Source organism: Pseudomonas sp. PvP009 (genome assembly GCF_017832995.1).
Lineage (GTDB): Bacteria > Pseudomonadota > Gammaproteobacteria > Pseudomonadales > Pseudomonadaceae > Aquipseudomonas > Aquipseudomonas syringae.
The window spans coordinates 5,527,957-5,543,157 of sequence record NZ_JAFIBG010000001.1 but is presented as its reverse complement, the minus strand read 5'-3'; the positions used below and the strand labels follow the sequence as shown (position 1 = coordinate 5,543,157).

13 protein-coding genes are annotated in these 15,201 nt (G+C 60.4%); 6 read left to right on the top strand and 7 right to left on the bottom strand.

Features of this window, described 5'->3' with window-relative positions:
* Nucleotides 1-7 precede the first annotated feature (7 nt).
* Genes znuB through JOE29_RS23875 form a run of 3 tightly spaced genes read right to left on the bottom strand, consistent with a single transcriptional unit; the run spans nucleotide 8 to nucleotide 2,056 of the window.
* Nucleotides 8-796, bottom strand: coding sequence for a zinc ABC transporter permease subunit ZnuB (gene znuB, locus JOE29_RS23885; RefSeq protein WP_003341611.1), 789 nt, complete (start codon nucleotides 794-796; stop codon nucleotides 8-10).
* On the bottom strand, nucleotides 789-1,574 hold the full coding sequence (gene znuC, locus JOE29_RS23880; RefSeq protein WP_003341613.1) for a zinc ABC transporter ATP-binding protein ZnuC: 786 nt from the start codon (nucleotides 1,572-1,574) through the stop codon (nucleotides 789-791). Before znuC ends, znuB begins: the two co-directional genes overlap by 8 nt.
* Nucleotides 1,574-2,056, bottom strand: a complete 483-nt coding sequence (locus tag JOE29_RS23875) for a Fur family transcriptional regulator (RefSeq protein WP_210079926.1) — start codon at nucleotides 2,054-2,056, stop codon at nucleotides 1,574-1,576. Before JOE29_RS23875 ends, znuC begins: the two co-directional genes overlap by 1 nt.
* A gap of 67 nt (nucleotides 2,057-2,123) precedes the next feature.
* Here JOE29_RS23875 and znuA point away from each other — a divergent pair, with 67 nt between their 5' ends.
* Complete coding sequence (gene znuA, locus JOE29_RS23870; RefSeq protein ID WP_210079925.1) at nucleotides 2,124-3,065, top strand: zinc ABC transporter substrate-binding protein ZnuA; 942 nt, start codon at nucleotides 2,124-2,126, stop codon at nucleotides 3,063-3,065.
* 560 nt (nucleotides 3,066-3,625) lie between these two features.
* Here znuA and JOE29_RS23865 read toward each other — a convergent pair.
* Nucleotides 3,626-4,576 carry a homoserine kinase gene (locus tag JOE29_RS23865; RefSeq protein ID WP_210079924.1) on the bottom strand — a complete coding sequence of 317 codons (951 nt, stop codon included), beginning with the start codon at nucleotides 4,574-4,576 and terminating at the stop codon, nucleotides 3,626-3,628.
* Between the two features lie 36 nt (nucleotides 4,577-4,612).
* Nucleotides 4,613-4,900 (bottom strand): DUF2782 domain-containing protein, encoded by a 288-nt coding sequence (locus JOE29_RS23860; protein WP_003318904.1) that lies wholly within the window; start codon nucleotides 4,898-4,900, stop codon nucleotides 4,613-4,615.
* 74 nt (nucleotides 4,901-4,974) lie between these two features.
* Here JOE29_RS23860 and polA point away from each other — a divergent pair, with 74 nt between their 5' ends.
* A complete protein-coding gene (gene polA / locus JOE29_RS23855) occupies nucleotides 4,975-7,740 on the top strand; it encodes a DNA polymerase I (protein ID WP_210079923.1) in 2,766 nt (921 codons plus the stop codon).
* A gap of 241 nt (nucleotides 7,741-7,981) precedes the next feature.
* Here polA and yihA read toward each other — a convergent pair whose 3' ends face one another.
* The gene (gene yihA / locus JOE29_RS23850) at nucleotides 7,982-8,617 is read right to left on the bottom strand and encodes a ribosome biogenesis GTP-binding protein YihA/YsxC (protein WP_003341625.1); all 636 of its coding nucleotides are present in this window, start codon (nucleotides 8,615-8,617) and stop codon (nucleotides 7,982-7,984) included.
* Between the two features lie 293 nt (nucleotides 8,618-8,910).
* Between yihA and JOE29_RS23845 the strand changes: the two genes are divergently transcribed.
* The 4 genes from JOE29_RS23845 to JOE29_RS23830 all read left to right on the top strand — a co-directional run bounded on the left by JOE29_RS23845 (nucleotide 8,911) and on the right by JOE29_RS23830 (nucleotide 13,381).
* Nucleotides 8,911-9,555: a thiol:disulfide interchange protein DsbA/DsbL gene (locus tag JOE29_RS23845; RefSeq protein ID WP_003341628.1), complete on the top strand. Its 645-nt coding sequence runs from the start codon at nucleotides 8,911-8,913 to the stop codon at nucleotides 9,553-9,555.
* A gap of 9 nt (nucleotides 9,556-9,564) precedes the next feature.
* The gene (locus tag JOE29_RS23840) at nucleotides 9,565-10,440 is read left to right on the top strand and encodes an endonuclease/exonuclease/phosphatase family protein (protein WP_024961493.1); all 876 of its coding nucleotides are present in this window, start codon (nucleotides 9,565-9,567) and stop codon (nucleotides 10,438-10,440) included.
* Entirely contained in the window at nucleotides 10,437-12,506 is a 2,070-nt protein-coding gene (locus JOE29_RS23835) for a diguanylate cyclase (protein ID WP_210079922.1), read from the top strand. Before JOE29_RS23840 ends, JOE29_RS23835 begins: the two co-directional genes overlap by 4 nt.
* A gap of 95 nt (nucleotides 12,507-12,601) precedes the next feature.
* On the top strand, nucleotides 12,602-13,381 hold the full coding sequence (locus tag JOE29_RS23830) for an N-acetylmuramoyl-L-alanine amidase (protein ID WP_003437496.1): 780 nt from the start codon (nucleotides 12,602-12,604) through the stop codon (nucleotides 13,379-13,381).
* A gap of 28 nt (nucleotides 13,382-13,409) precedes the next feature.
* On the opposite strand, the gene JOE29_RS23825 is transcribed toward JOE29_RS23830, so the two are convergent.
* The gene (locus tag JOE29_RS23825) at nucleotides 13,410-15,197 is read right to left on the bottom strand and encodes a KinB sensor domain-containing domain (RefSeq protein WP_074953737.1); all 1,788 of its coding nucleotides are present in this window, start codon (nucleotides 15,195-15,197) and stop codon (nucleotides 13,410-13,412) included.
* Nucleotides 15,198-15,201: the final 4 nt, after the last annotated feature.

Genomic DNA, 15,201 nt, shown 5'->3' with positions numbered 1-15,201 from the left:
AGCAAGTCTACACCGCTCGCCTGGGTAGAACAAAGCTGAGCAAGAACAACGCCGCAGCAGATACCACTATAGACGGTCCGGCAGGGGTGTCCTTGAACCAGGACAATGATAGCCCGGCACACACGGCTATCACGCCTAACAGGCTCGCGCCCAGCGCCATTTGCTCCGGCGAACGGGCGTGACGCTGTGCCGCAGCCGCCGGGATGATCAACAGCGACGTAATCAGCAAAACACCGACGATTTTCATCGCTACCGCGATCACCACCGCGATTAGCAGCATCAACGTCATGCGCAGTGTAGCAACCGGCAGGCCTTCGACACGCGCCAGTTCTTCATGCACGGTCATTGCCAGCAGTGGGCGCCACAGCGCGACGATCAGCACCAGCACCAACGTGCTGCCGCCCAGAATCCAGCCCAGATCAGCCGGGCTGATGGCCAGCAGATCGCCAAACAGGTAGGCCATCAGGTCGATGCGCACTTCGTGCATGAAACTGAGCACCACCAGCCCCAGCGACAAGGTGCTTGGTGCCAGAATCCCCAGCAGCGTGTCCGACGCCAGCGGCTGGCGCTGCTGCAACGTGACCAGCAACACCGCCAGCAGCAGGCAGCCGACCGTCACCGCGATGGTCGGACTGATATCGAGCAGGAAGCCCAGTGCGACGCCGAGCAGCGCGGCGTGGGACAGTGTGTCGCCAAAATACGCCATGCGCCGCCAGACCACGAATGATCCCAGCGGGCCAGCGACCACGGCCAGAGCAACGCCTGCCAGCAAGGCATACAGTAGAAAATCAGCCATGCTTGCAGCCGTCTCCGTGAACATGAGTGTGAGAGGTCGCAGCGTCATTCACCACCGCGCCATGCAGATCATGGGCGTGGTCGTGATGGTGGTGATAAATCGCCAGGCTCTGCGCATTTTTGCCGAACAGCTCGACAAAGGCCGGGTCATGGCTGACCTGCTCGGGATGCCCGGAGCAACAAACGTGGCGGTTCAGGCACACCACTTGATCGGTGGTGCTCATGACCAGATGCAGATCGTGGGAAACCATCAGCACGCCGCACTGGTGGCGGTCGCGCAACCGGGTAATCAGGCTGTACAGCTCGGCCTGTCCGGCCACGTCGACACCCTGCACCGGCTCGTCGAGGACCAGCAACTCAGGCTTGCGCAGTAACGCGCGTGCCAGCAGAACACGCTGCATCTCGCCACCGGAAATGCCTTGAATCGGGCTATCGATGACCTTTCCGGCGCCGACTTCTTCCAGCGCCGACGCTGCGGCCGTGCGATCCACACCGGGAACCAGGCGCAGGAAACGCAGCACCGACAGCGGCAGCGTCTGGTCCACATGCAGTTTTTGCGGCATGTAGCCGACACGTAACTTCGGCTTGCGCCAGACGCTACCGGAGTCGGGTTTGAGCAGCCCCAGCACCGCACGCACCAGCGTGGTCTTGCCAGCACCGTTGGGGCCGATCAGGGTGACGATCTCGCCAGGCTTGACGCTCAACTGGATGTCATCCAGGACGTTTTGCCCGGAAAGCGTAACGGCGACCTTGTCCAGACGTATCAATGCATCCGACATCAAGCGGCCTTGCAGCCAGCGCACACGCCGACGATCTCGACCGTCTGGCCTTCCACCTCGAAGCCGACGCCTGCGGCGGCATCGACCACGGCATTGCTGATGGCCGGGTGCTGCAGTTCGATCGCCGCATGACACAAGCGGCAAATCAGGAACTGGCCCTGATGCGCGTGGGTGGGGTGGTTGCAGCCCGTGAAGGCGTTGAGCGAGGCAATCCGGTGTACCAGCCCGTTTTCCAGGAGGAAATCCAGCGCACGGTAAACGGTTGGCGGGGCCGCACGGCGACCGTCTTCATCACTCAGCACTGCAAGGATGTCGTAAGCACCCAGCGGCTTGTGGCTTTGCCAGACCAGTTCCAGCACGCGACGGCGCAAGGTGGTCAGGCGCAGACCCTGTTTGGCGCACAGCGCATCGGCTTCGGCGAGGGCCGAATGCACGCAGTGAGAGTGGTCATGGGGGCGACTGGCCAGGGGAGTATTGGGCATGAGCAGCGACGATATTGGCTAGAGACGTTATTATGTTACCCGTTCCTGGCTGATATGAGTGATTCGAGTGCGCCGTCTTTTAAATCTTGCTGCTGTTTTCTGGGTCAGCCTGCTGATCATCGCCCCTGCTCAGGCTGAGGTCCGAGTGCTGACCAGTATCAAGCCTCTGCAGCTGATTGCGGCGGCTGTGCAGGACGGCGTCAGTAACCCGGAAGTGCTTCTGCCACCGGGTGCCTCACCGCATAACTACGCACTGCGCCCATCCGACGTACGGCGGGTACAGGACGTCGAGTTGCTCTACTGGATCGGCCCGGACATGGAAACCTTCCTGCCACGCGTCCTGAAAGGCCGCAAACTGCCTACGGTTGCCGTGCAGACACTGCCGGGTATGCACCTGCGCCACTTTGGCGAAGACAACGCCTCGCATGATGGCCACGAGCATGATCACGACAACGACGCAGACGAACATGACCACGATCACCGGCCCGGCAGTCTCGATTCGCACCTGTGGCTGTCGACCGTCAACGCGCGAGTGATCGCCGCAAAAATGGCCGCTGACCTGAGCGCTGCCGACCCTGCCAATGCAACACGCTACACCAGCAATGCCGAGGCCTTCAGCAAACGTCTCGATACGCTGGACGCTCGTATCAAGCAGCGTGTCAGCGCAGTGGCAGGCAAGCCCTACTTCGTGTTCCACGAGGCCTTCGATTATTTCGAAGAGGCCTATGGGCTCAAGCATGCCGGGGTATTCGCCATCGCCGCCGAGATCCAGCCCGGCGCACAGCACGTCGCCGCCATGCGCGAACGCCTGAAAGCCGCAGGCAAGACCTGCGTATTCAGCGAACCACCCCTGCGCCCGCGCCTGGCCGAAACACTGAGCACCGGCCTGCCGGTCAAACTGGCCGAACTGGACGGACTGGGCGGCTACACCCCAGCCACCGCGCAGGGTTACGAGCAAGTACTGCAAAAGCTGGCTGATGATTTGGCAGGTTGCCTGAGCAGTCTCTGACTGCCACCGCCCACATCGCAGCACTGCCGTGTGACGCAGAGCGTCACGAACTGCATTCCCACGGAGCGTGAGGAACGATAAGTGCCCGCAACATGCTCCGCGCTCAGCGTTACACACAAGTTTTCGTGGGAGCGAGCTTGCTCGCGAAGAGGCCGGTGCAGCCCCGGGAAATATGGCGGTTGGACCAAAGTCTTCGTGAGCAAGCTCACTCCCACAAAGATTTCTGTCCAGCCCGATACAGCATGTAGCTGTGACGCGGAGCGTCACGAAATGCATTCCCACGCGTGAGGAACGATAAGTGCCCGCAACATGCTCCGCGCTCAGCTTTACACACAAGTTTTCGTGGGAGCGAGCTTGCTCGCGAAGAGGCCGGTGCAGCCCCGGGAAATATGGCGTTGGACCAAAGTCTTCGTGAGCAAGCTCACTCACAGAAAGATTTCTGTCCAGCGTGATGCGGCATGTAGCTGTGACGCAGAGCGTCACGAACTGCATTCCCACGCGAGCGTGGAGACGATAGTCAACCGCCCAACTAGCTCAGACTTGCCGAGACAGGTCTGGTCTCAGAGCGCAAACGGCAATGCAATGTGCGCTTCCTGGCGCTCGGCCAGGCGGCGCTCGAACTCCGCAGGATCATGAATCAGCACATCCTGCCCGGCGAAGGTTTCGGCGGCGATCAAACGTGACAGCCAGAAACGCACACAAGCGATACGCAACATAGTCGCCCAAAGCTTCGACTCCGCAGCCGTGAACGGTCGCAAGCCCGCATAGGCACCCAGCAAGGCGCGCGCGCGGACAGCGTCGAGCTGACCGTTTTCCCGGGAACACCAATCGTTGAGGGCAATCGCCAGGTCGTACAAAATCGGACCTGAGCAGGCATTGTAGAAATCGATCAACCCGGTCAGGTGCGTACCTTCGAACAGTACGTTGTCGCGGAACAGATCGGCATGCAGATTGGCGCGCGGCAGCGCCATGATCTGCGGCTTGAACGCCTCGATCTCCTGAAGGCTCTTTTCAAGCAGCGCTCGCTGAGTCTCGCCCAGATGCGACAGAAAATTGCGCCCCTCATTCAGCATCCAGTCCAGGCCGCGATCAGTCTTGCGCTCGACGATCTGCCCACGGGTCGCCAGATGCAGGTTGGCCAGCAACTCGCCGATCTGCACGCAGTGCTGGGTGTTCGGCTCGCTGATGTGCTTGCCCGGCAGACGCGGCTGCAAAAGCGCCGGTTTGCCTGCCAGCTCGCGCAGCGCCTGACCGTCGGTGGTGCGCAGCGCATAAGGCACTGGCAGATCGGCTTCATGCAGCACGTCGAGCAGTTCGATGAAGAACGGCATCTCCTGAACCGGGCCGCGCTCGACCAGCGTCAGGACGAACTCGCCCTGCTCCAGGCTGATGAAGTAATTGGTGTTTTCACTACCGGCAGCGATGCCCTGATAGTCAAGCAGACGGCCGAGCCCGTAAGGGGCGAGAAATGTTTCCAGCTCGGGCCGAGCCAGTGGGGTAAAAACGGACATATCAGGACTGCCAACGATTGAAGTGAATGTAGGGTGCTACCAGCTGAATATTTCCCACTGCGGGATCAGCATGTCCGGTTGGTCCGAACGAATGAAATTGGGGCTTGTACCATCGGCGCGCACCAGAAAATAGGGTTTGCCGTGTTTCGGGGTGATTTTAACCGCATACAGAAAGCCGTTCTGGCGGTATTCCTGAATGGTTCTGTCACCGTCAGTGCGAATAGTAACGTCCGGCGCCGCTGAAGGTGGATCTTCTGCTGCAACAACGAACAAAGGGCAAAAGGCCAACAGGCCGGTCAATATCAGTCGATTTACCTTGCGCATGATAACCTTGTCCCTTTGTCGTCAATGGTTCGCGCATTCTAGCGCCGCCCCCGCCGAAAAGGTTGATTCTGCTCATGACCCAAGCGCCACTCGTCCTGGTAGACGGTTCCTCTTACCTCTACCGCGCCTTCCACGCACTGCCACCACTGGCCACCTCCAAAGGATTGCCGACCGGTGCCGTCAAGGGCGTGCTCAACATGCTCAAAAGCCTGCGGCGCCAGTACCCGGACAGCCCGCTCGCCGTGGTGTTCGACGCCAAGGGCGGGACGTTCCGTGACGCGCTGTACAACGACTACAAAGCTAACCGGCCGAGCATGCCGGACGATCTGCGCGTGCAGGTCGACCTGCTGCATGCCTGCGTCAAAGGTATGGGCTACCCGTTTCTGTGCGTTGAAGGCGTCGAAGCCGATGACGTGATCGGCACGCTGGCACGCAGCAGCGCGGCAGCCGATCGTCCAGTGGTGATCTCCACCGGCGACAAGGACATGGCGCAACTGGTCGACGGCCACATCACCCTGGTCAACACCATGACCGGCAGCGTGCTGGATGTGGCGGGCGTGAAAGAGAAATTCGGCGTCGGTCCGGAGCACATCATCGATTATCTGGCCCTGATGGGCGACAAGGTCGACAACATTCCCGGCGTGCCCGGCGTTGGCGAGAAGACCGCGGTTGGCCTGCTGGTCGGCATCGGCGGTGGCATCAAGGAGCTTTACGAGAACCTCGACAAGGTCGCTTCCCTGCCGATCCGTGGCGCGAAGACCCTGGCCGCCAAGCTCGAAGAACATCGTGAGATGGCCTTTTTGTCTTACGAGCTGGCGACTATCAAGATCGACGTCCCGCTGGACATCGAACTGGATCAATTGCATTGCGGCGAGCCCGACCGCGACACGTTGATGGAGTTGTACGCCGAGCTGGAATTCAAGAGCTGGATCGAAGACCTGCAACGCGACGCCAAACGTGCCGGCCAGGAGCTGACCGTCGAAGAGCCGACCGTTGAGGCCAGAGAAACGGCCTATGAAGTCATTCTTGAACAGGGCCAGTTCGATGCGTGGCTGAAGAAGCTGCAGGCCGCGCCGCTGTTTGCCTTCGTCACGCAGAGCAACGGTACCGATGCCCAGCGTGCGCAACTGGTCGGCCTGTCCTTCGCCATTCAGACCCACGAAGCCGCTTACATTCCGCTGACCCACTCGTACATGGGCGTGCCGCAGCAATTGGACCGCGACACCGTGCTCAAGGCGCTCAAGCCGCTGCTGGAAGACCCGGACAAAACCAAGGTCGGCCAGCACGCCAAGTTCGCCATCAACCTGCTGGCCAATTGCGCGATCGACGGCGATCAGACTCAAGGTATCGACCTGCAGGGCGTGCGCTTCGACACCATTCTGGAATCCTACGTACTGGACTCCACCGCCACCCGCCACGACCGCGACAGCCTGGTGGCCAAGTACCTGACGCACACGCCAATCAATTTCCAGGAGATTGCCGGCAAAGGTGCCAAACAGCTGAGCTTTGACCAGATTGCACTGGAACAGGCGGGTAATTACGCCGCCGAAGAAGCGGACCTGACCCTGCGCCTGCATGAAGTCTTCGACGCACGGCTGGCCGCGATTCCGACCCTGCAGCCGGTATTGAACGATATCGAGATGCCGCTGGTGCCTGTGCTGGCGCGTATCGAGCGCCAGGGCGCGCTGGTCGATGCCAACCTGCTGGGCATCCAGAGCGTCGAACTGGGCGACAAGATGACTGCGCTGGAGCGCGAAGCCTTCGCCATTGCCGGCGAAGAGTTCAACCTCGGCTCACCCAAGCAGCTGGGCGTGATTCTCTACGAGAAACTCGGCATGCCGATTCTCAGCAAGACCGCCACCGGTCAGGCATCGACTGCCGAGGCCGTGCTTGCCGAACTCGCGGAGCAGGATTTCCCGCTGCCCAAGGTGTTGATGCAATACCGCTCGATGAGCAAGCTCAAGAGCACCTACACCGACCGCCTGCCAGAGCAGATCAACCCGCGTACCGGGCGGATTCACACCTCCTATCATCAGGCGGTGGCCGTCACCGGCCGCTTGTCGTCCAGCGATCCGAACCTGCAAAACATCCCGATTCGTACCGCTGAAGGCCGGCGCATTCGTCAGGCGTTCGTGGCCCCGAAGGGTTACAAACTGCTGGCCGCCGACTATTCGCAGATCGAACTGCGCATCATGGCGCATCTGGCCCAGGACGAAGGCTTGCTGCACGCGTTCCGTAATGACCTGGACGTTCACCGCGCGACGGCTGCAGAGGTATTTGGCGTCGAGCTGGAAAACGTCACCACTGACATGCGTCGCAGCGCCAAGGCGATCAACTTCGGCCTGATCTACGGCATGAGCGCGTTCGGTCTGGCCAAGCAGATTGGCGTGGACCGTAAGCAGTCACAGGCGTATGTCGACCGCTACTTCGCCCGCTACCCTGGCGTGCTGAACTACATGGAGCGCACCCGCGCCCAGGCTGCCGAGCAAGGTTTTGTCGAAACCATCTTCGGTCGTCGCCTGTACCTGCCCGACATCAACGCCAAGAACCAGTCCCTGCGCAAAGGCGCGGAGCGCATGGCGATCAACGCGCCGATGCAGGGCACCGCTGCGGACATCATCAAGAAAGCCATGGTGGCGGTGAACGGCTGGCTGGACGAGTCCGGCCTGGATGCACGGGTCATCCTGCAGGTTCACGACGAACTGGTGCTTGAAGTGCGCGAGGACCTGGTCGATCAGGTCAGTGAACAGATCCGTCCACACATGAGCGGCGCAGCGGAACTGGCAGTGCCGTTGCTGGTAGAAGTGGGGGTTGGCAACAATTGGGACGAGGCTCACTGAGCCTGAAATGGCGAACCTGTGAGCAGGTTCGTCAAATATTGTAGGAAATGTGAACTTTTCTTCACTGCTGGAACTTAACCGTTTGGACAGGAGTCAGACGTGTCGATTGGTTGAAAAATCGATCGTGCTCCTAGTTGTGTTAAGTGTTGGCAGTTATCCAGATCCCACCCTAAGGTCTGGACCTTAAGCCCCGGAACTTCCCCCTCCCCATGCGAAGTCCGGGGTCTTTTTTGCCTGCGATTTACTCCGCAGGTGCCTTGTCTTCCAGTTCCATCCAGTCGGCCAGCACGGTGTAGGCCTCTTCCAGCCCCATGCGCTTGGGGGCCGAGAACAACTGGATGCTCACTGCATCTCCCCAGCCTTTGCGAATCTCGGCCTGAACCTTGAGCAGCGTGTTCTTGGCCGCGCCATAGGTCAGCTTGTCAGCCTTGGTCAACAGAATGTGCATCGGCATGTTGCTGGCGATGGCCCAATCCAGCATCAGTACGTCGAAGTCGGTCATTGGATGACGGATATCCATCATCAGGATCAGACCCTTCAGGCTTTCGCGGCTGCCCAGATAGGCTTCCAGGTGACGCTGCCAGTGCAGTTTGAGCGGAATGGGCACTTTGGCGTAGCCATAACCAGGCAGGTCGACCAGGCGGCGATCTTCGTCCAGACCGAAAAAGTTCAGCAACTGGGTACGCCCCGGCGTCTTCGATGTGCGCGCCAGGCTGGCGTGGGTCAGGGTGTTCAGCGCGCTCGATTTGCCCGCGTTGGAGCGACCGGCAAACGCGACCTCAAAACCTTCGTCGTCGGGGCATTGGTCGACCTTGGCGGCGCTGAGCATGAACGTGGCCTGTTGGCACAGACCGAGGATGGGGTTTTTGAGTTGCATGTGATTTCCGGTGAAGACCTGCCTGCAAGGGGTGCGGCAGGAGGTGTCGGTTTCGTTTGGATGCGTGCGCATATAATGACACACCTGCCCCCCGGCCCACACTCACACCGTATCGAGCCGATCTGACAGATGTGCTGGAACATTCAGACATGACCTGCTTCACTCCTTATGCAAAAAGGCCGTCCTCGGTCGCCCATTTTTACAACCTCAGCGTTACACTAACGAACTCAGGCTTTCGCGTCCGGTCGAAACACCGTCGCTTGAAGGCGATTCAATCTGCTCAGGAGTAAAGCATGCGTAATCTGATCATCAGCGCCGCTCTGGTTGCCGCCAGTCTGTTCGGTATGTCCGCCCAGGCTGCCACGCCCATCGAGGCCGGCAAGCAATACGTAGAGCTGGCAAGCGCTGTGCCTGTTGCCGAGCCAGGCAAGATCGAAGTCATCGAACTGTTCTGGTATGGCTGCCCGCATTGCTACGCGTTCGAGCCGACCATCAATCCATGGGTCGAAAAACTGCCGTCCGACGTACATTTCGTGCGTATCCCTGCCATGTTCGGCGGCCCTTGGGACGCTCACGGCCAACTGTTCATCACCCTCGACACCATGGGCGTCGAGCATAAAGTCCACGCAGCCGTATTCGAAGCCATCCAGAAGGGCGGCAAGCGTCTGACCGACAAGAATGACATGGCTGATTTCGTCGCCACACAGGGCGTGAACAAGGACGAATTCCTGAAGACTTTCGATTCTTTCGCGGTCAAGGGCAAGATCGCCCAGTACAAGGAACTGGCCAAGAAGTATGAAGTGACCGGCGTGCCGACCATGATCGTCAATGGCAAGTACCGCTTTGACCTGGGTTCTGCCGGTGGTCCGGAAAAGACCCTGGAAGTTGCCGACCAGTTGATTGCCAAAGAGCGAGCGGCTGCCGCAGCCGCCAAGTAAGCGCACGTCATGCGCCGCTGGGGCAAAGGCAGTACCCGTATCGTTGGCCTGCATGATCCGCAGGTCAACGAACATCATCTGCTGCAAAACGGCCTGCCGGAAGACGGCAGGCTGCGTTTGCTCAGTTTCAATATCCAGGTGGGTATCAGCACCCAGCGCTACCATCATTACCTGACGCGTAGCTGGCAGCACTTGCTGCCGCATGGTGGCCGGGCGGGCAACCTGCAGAAGATCGGCGCTCTGATCAACGATTTCGATCTGGTGGCACTGCAGGAAGTCGACGGCGGCAGCATGCGCTCCGGCTTCGTCAATCAGGTAGAGCACCTTGCTCAGTTAGGTGGCTTTCCGTACTGGTATCAACAGCTCAATCGCAACCTCGGGCGCCTGGCCCAGCACAGCAACGGCGTGCTGAGCCGTCTGCGTCCGACCAAGATCGAGGATCACCCGCTGCCAGGCCCCGCCGGGCGCGGCGCGATTCTTGTGCGTTTCGGCGAGGGCGAAGATGCCCTGGTCGTGGTCATGATGCACCTGGCGCTGGGGACCCGAACCCGAACCCGGCAGCTTGCGTACATTCGCGAACTGATCGGCGGCTATCGCCATCAGGTGCTGATGGGCGACATGAACACCCATGCCAATGACCTGCTTGAGCACTCTCCGCTACGGGATCTGGGGCTTCTGGCCCCGCAGATAGAAGCGACCTTCCCAAGCTGGCGGCCACAACGCTGCCTCGATCACATTTTGCTCAGCCCGACCCTGACGCTCGAGCGCGTGCAGGTACTGGCGCAACCCATTTCCGATCACCTGCCTGTCGCTGTCGAGATTCGCCTGCCAGACTCATTGCGTGGGGACTCACTGCCTGTGCCCTCTGGTGGAAGCCTTGCATGAGCGACGACGCGGAGCGTTGGAAAGAGAAATACCTCAAAGGGATCGAGCAGCAGGACACACTCGAAAAGCGCTGGGATGCGCGGCTCGATTTGTTGCGGCGCGGTCTGGTACGCAGCAGTCTGGCGGCTGAGGGCTCTGACCGCGCCGTCGACGAATGCATGAAGGAAATGCGCGAAATCGTCCGCAAGGACGATATGGATGCGGGCCTGGCAGCCTTGATCCCGCGCCTTGAAAAAGCCGTACTGGACTCTGAGCAACGCCGCGAAGTACGGGCCGCTCAAATCAGTTCGGCACTGACCGCACTGGTTGCACAGCTACAGTCACTGCCGCTGCCACGCGAAGTACGCAAGCCGCTCAAGCGCTTTGCCAAGGAGCTTGAAGAGCGCGCCTCCCAGGCCCGTGAACTGCCCCTGCTGCTTGGCGAGTTGAGCAATTTGCAGGGCCAGGCACTTACCCAGATTGAAAAACCCGAAGAAGGCCCGCGCCAAGGGTTGCTGCAACGCCTGTTCGGTTCACGCGAAGGCCACAGCAACGAGCCCCATTCTGAAGCGGCTCACCCCGAAGACGCCACCCCCACACCGGAATCGCATGAGCCCGAAGCCGAGCGGCAAGCAGCAAGCGCTCACGCTCCGCCAGACGCCTCTCCTGGCGAAGCCGAGGCCGTTGATTCCCCTACCGCAGCCGCCGTCGCCGCAAACAGCCCACTGCTGACGCCTGACCCGCAAAGCGCTGCGCCTGCCACAGTGATACCCGCTGCAGTGACGCCTGAAGAACCTGCGCCACCGGCCACTGCAACGGACATTGCACCGATATCGGTAGAAGCCGTCGCCGGGCCTGCACCTGCCACCGTCGAACCCATCGATTTCGCGGATGTTCTGGCGCCAGTCCCATCAGTGCCCTACCAACAGCGGCCCGCGCCAATCGACGTGACAGTCGCAGAACCCGACGCAGAGGCCGAGCAGCAGCTCGAGTCGGCAGAGGGCGAAGAAGGTTACGCGCTGCCCTCCTCACCAGAGCCCAGTTACAGCTCGGTGGCGGCGCACATTGAACAGACTTTGCTGGGCCTGCTGGACGACCTGACCCTGTCCGAGCACTTTCGCCCGCAGGTCGAGGATATGCAGTTACGCTTGAAACATGGGCTTAACTGGTACGAGTTGCTGCCGATCCTCGACGATCTGGCGGTGTTGATGCTGGCGATCAATAACGGTGGTCAGCAGGAGTTCGGCACTTACCTCAAGCAGCTCAATGAGCGGCTCGAATCGTTTCAGAGCCATTTGCAGGCCGCCAGTGAAGATCACGCCGAGGATCAGACCACTGCGCGCGACCTGAACGACCAGTTGCGCGAACAGGTGGGCGGCCTGCAAAGCAGTGTTCAGGACGCCTCCGATCTGCCCAGCCTCAAGCGGGTGCTCGATAATCGGCTTGAGGCCCTGCTCGGCACCATGGATCACTACCAGCTCAAGCGCGATGCCCGCGAGCGCGAAGTGGCCTCGCGCCTGCAAGGTCTGGCGGCTCGCGTCGCGAGCATGGAGCAGGAAGCCCTGGGTTTCAGGACTCATCTGGAGGAACAGCGTCAAAAGGCCCTGATCGACCCGCTCACCGGACTGCCCAATCGTGCAGCCTGGGGCGAGCGACTCGAACAGGAGATGGCCAGGTGGCAGGAAGAAAAAAACAGCTTGCTGGTGTGCATTCTGGACCTGGACCATTTCAAACGCATCAACGATGGCTACGGGCACCTGGCTGGCGACAAGGTATTGAAGATCGTCGCCAATGTCCTCAGCAAACGCCTGCGCGCCGACGACTTCATGGCACGGTTTGGCGGCGAAGAATTTGTCATGCTGCTGCCCGCGACATCTCCCGCCGCCGGGCTGACGCTCCTGGATGAACTGCGCGCCGCCGTCGAGTCGTGCCCTTTCCACTTCAAGGGTGAGCGAGTCACCATCACCGTCTCCATTGGACTGACGGCTTTTCGCCCGTCAGAGAAGAGCGACACCGCCATCAAACGTGCCGATCAGGCGCTTTACAAGGCCAAGGAGAACGGCCGGAACCGCATCGAACAGGGCTGACTGAAACATTTTGACCTGAACAAATAGCGGGTGCCCCATGCTATTCGCACACATTTTGTTATGATGTTTCATTTCCTGCCGACGCTGCCGACCTCATGAAGCTGTATTTCTCTGCCTTGCTCATGCTTCTCCTCACTGCCTGTGCCAGCGGCCCCAGGCTGGACACCAGCCATCCCTCGGTAAATTTCGATGGCCGTGCCCAGTACGTGGTGATGCATTACACCTCGACGTCGCTGGAACGCTCGCTGCAATTACTGACCCATGGCGAGGTCAGCGCCCACTACCTGATCGGTGACGACAGCAAGGCCACCATCTACAAGCTGGTCGATGAAAGCGCGCGTGCCTGGCATGCCGGCGAAAGCGAGTGGGAAGGCCGTACCTGGCTCAACTCCAGTTCGATCGGCATCGAGATCGTCAATCCGGGCTTCAAGGAAACGCCGACAGGTCGCCTGTGGTATCCGTACACCGAAGCGCAGACCCAGTCGATCATTGTCTTGCTCAAGGACATCGTCAAACGCAACAGGATCGACCCCAAACACATCATCGGTCATAGCGACATCGCCCCGTTGCGCAAGCAGGATCCGGGGCCATTGTTCCCGTGGAAACGCCTCGCTGCCGAAGGTCTGGGCAACTGGCCGGACGAACGCCAGGTTGCCCAGCGTCAGGCATTGCTGGCCGTCAATCTGCCGAGCATCACCTGGTTCCAGCAGCAATTGGCACGCTTGGGCTACAGTACCCCGCAGACCGGTGAACTGGACGTCGCAACACGCCAGGTACTGGCCGCCTTCCAGATGCACTATCGCCCGGCACGCTTCGATGGCGAGCCTGACGCACAGAGCGCGGCCATCCTGCAGGTGCTCAATCACTCGAATTGAAGCGCGTGAGGGCTTGGTGCTCAAGCCCTCAGAGCGGTAAAGCCATATAGAACTGCGTGCCCTGCCCCGGCCGTGAATAAACGCCCATGCGTCCGCCGTGCAGCTGGACAATCTCCTTGCACAGCGCCAGCCCGAGCCCGGCGCCGCCTTTCTTGCGGCCGACCTGGACGAAGGGTTCGAAGATCCGCCCCTGCTGTCCGTAGGCAATGCCCTCGCCGTTATCTTCGACGCTGATGATCGCCCGCTCGCCGTGACGCCTGGCCTGCAGGCGAATCAGGCCGTTCGGCGGCGTGTGACGCAAGGCATTGTCCAGCAGATTATCCAGTACCCGCTCCAGCTGGGACTGATCGGCATGCAGGCGCGGCATCGGCTCCTGCATATCCAGCATCAGCACAATATCCTGCTCCTGGGCCTGATCCTCAAAGCGCGCCTTGGCTTCTTGCAGCAAGGTCTCGATGGAGCACGGTGCAAGTTTGAGCTTCTGCAGACCGTTCTGGTAACGCGAGAAATTCAGCAGGTCGTTGATGAGCTGCATAAGGCGCTGCATTTCTTCGGTGACCGTATTGAGCAGATCGGCCTCACGGGACTCGGGAGCAAAATGCAGACGCTCCTGAAGAAGGCCGAACGCCATGTGCATACCCGTAACCGGCGTGCGCAACTCATGCGAGGCGCGCAGGACGAACTCGCTTCGTACCCGCTCGAAAGCACGTTGCTCGGTCACGTCGTGCAGCACCATCACCGCACCCAGGATGTGGCCTTTGGTGTGGCTGACCGGCGTCATGCTGTAGGTCAGCAGTCGCGACTCGCCGTCGATTTCGATGGCCAGGTCTTCCGGCGCACGTTCCAGCGTTCCGCCTCGCAGCACCAGATGCAATTGCTCATCCAGCTCGGGGCGGCCCAACGCCTCGCCCAGACTGTGCCCGAGGCGACTCTCGTCCCATCCGAGCTGGCGCTGCGCAACAGGGTTGAGGTGCTCCAGGTGGCCCTGGCGATCAATCATCAGCAGGCCATCGTCGATACTGTCGAGAACCGCCTGCAGACGTTGCTGGCCCGCCAGAAGCTCATCGACGTTGGTCGCCTGATGCTGGCGCAGGGCTTCGGCCATGATGCCGAAGCGCCGGGTCAGCAGGTTCATTTCGGCGGCCGAGGAAATGGGCAGCGTGACCTCGTAATCACCCTCGCCGATACGATCAGCGGCCTTGGCCAGCGCCTCGATCGGCGCACCGAAACGGCGGGCGATGCCATGCGCGGTCACAAAGCCGATGCACAGCACCGCCAGCCCGACCAGGCCCAGCAAGCCGGCGATCCACAATGCACGATCCCTGGAGTTGATCTCGGCGTTGCTGATGTTCTCCAGCGCCTTACGATGCACATCCATCAGACCGTTACGCAGCGTGTCGAAACTTTCGCTCAATTGCGAGTTGCCGCGTATGCCTCGCGGATCATTGCCATACTGCTGCCAGGCGGCAATGAATCGCTGATAATCGCCTCGGGTCTTTTCAAAACCGTTGCGCACATCTTGCTGGGTGTCCTTCGCCGATCCCTCCTCCAGCAGCTCTTCGAACTGCTTCTGCATTCTTTGCAGCTCAGGCTCATTGCGATTGGAACCGGTCATCAACACCAACTGATCACCCATGTTCTGACGCAACTTCAGACCCAGATCGAGGATGGCGAAGTTATGCTGAATCAGCGATTCCTGAGTCCGGGCCATCTGCATGACACTGACGAGCCCCAGCAGCAGCCCGAGCAAAGCGACCGTGATCAGCGCCGAAATGCTCAGAAAGAGGCGGGTGCGCAACTTCATGGCCAGCTTCATTTGA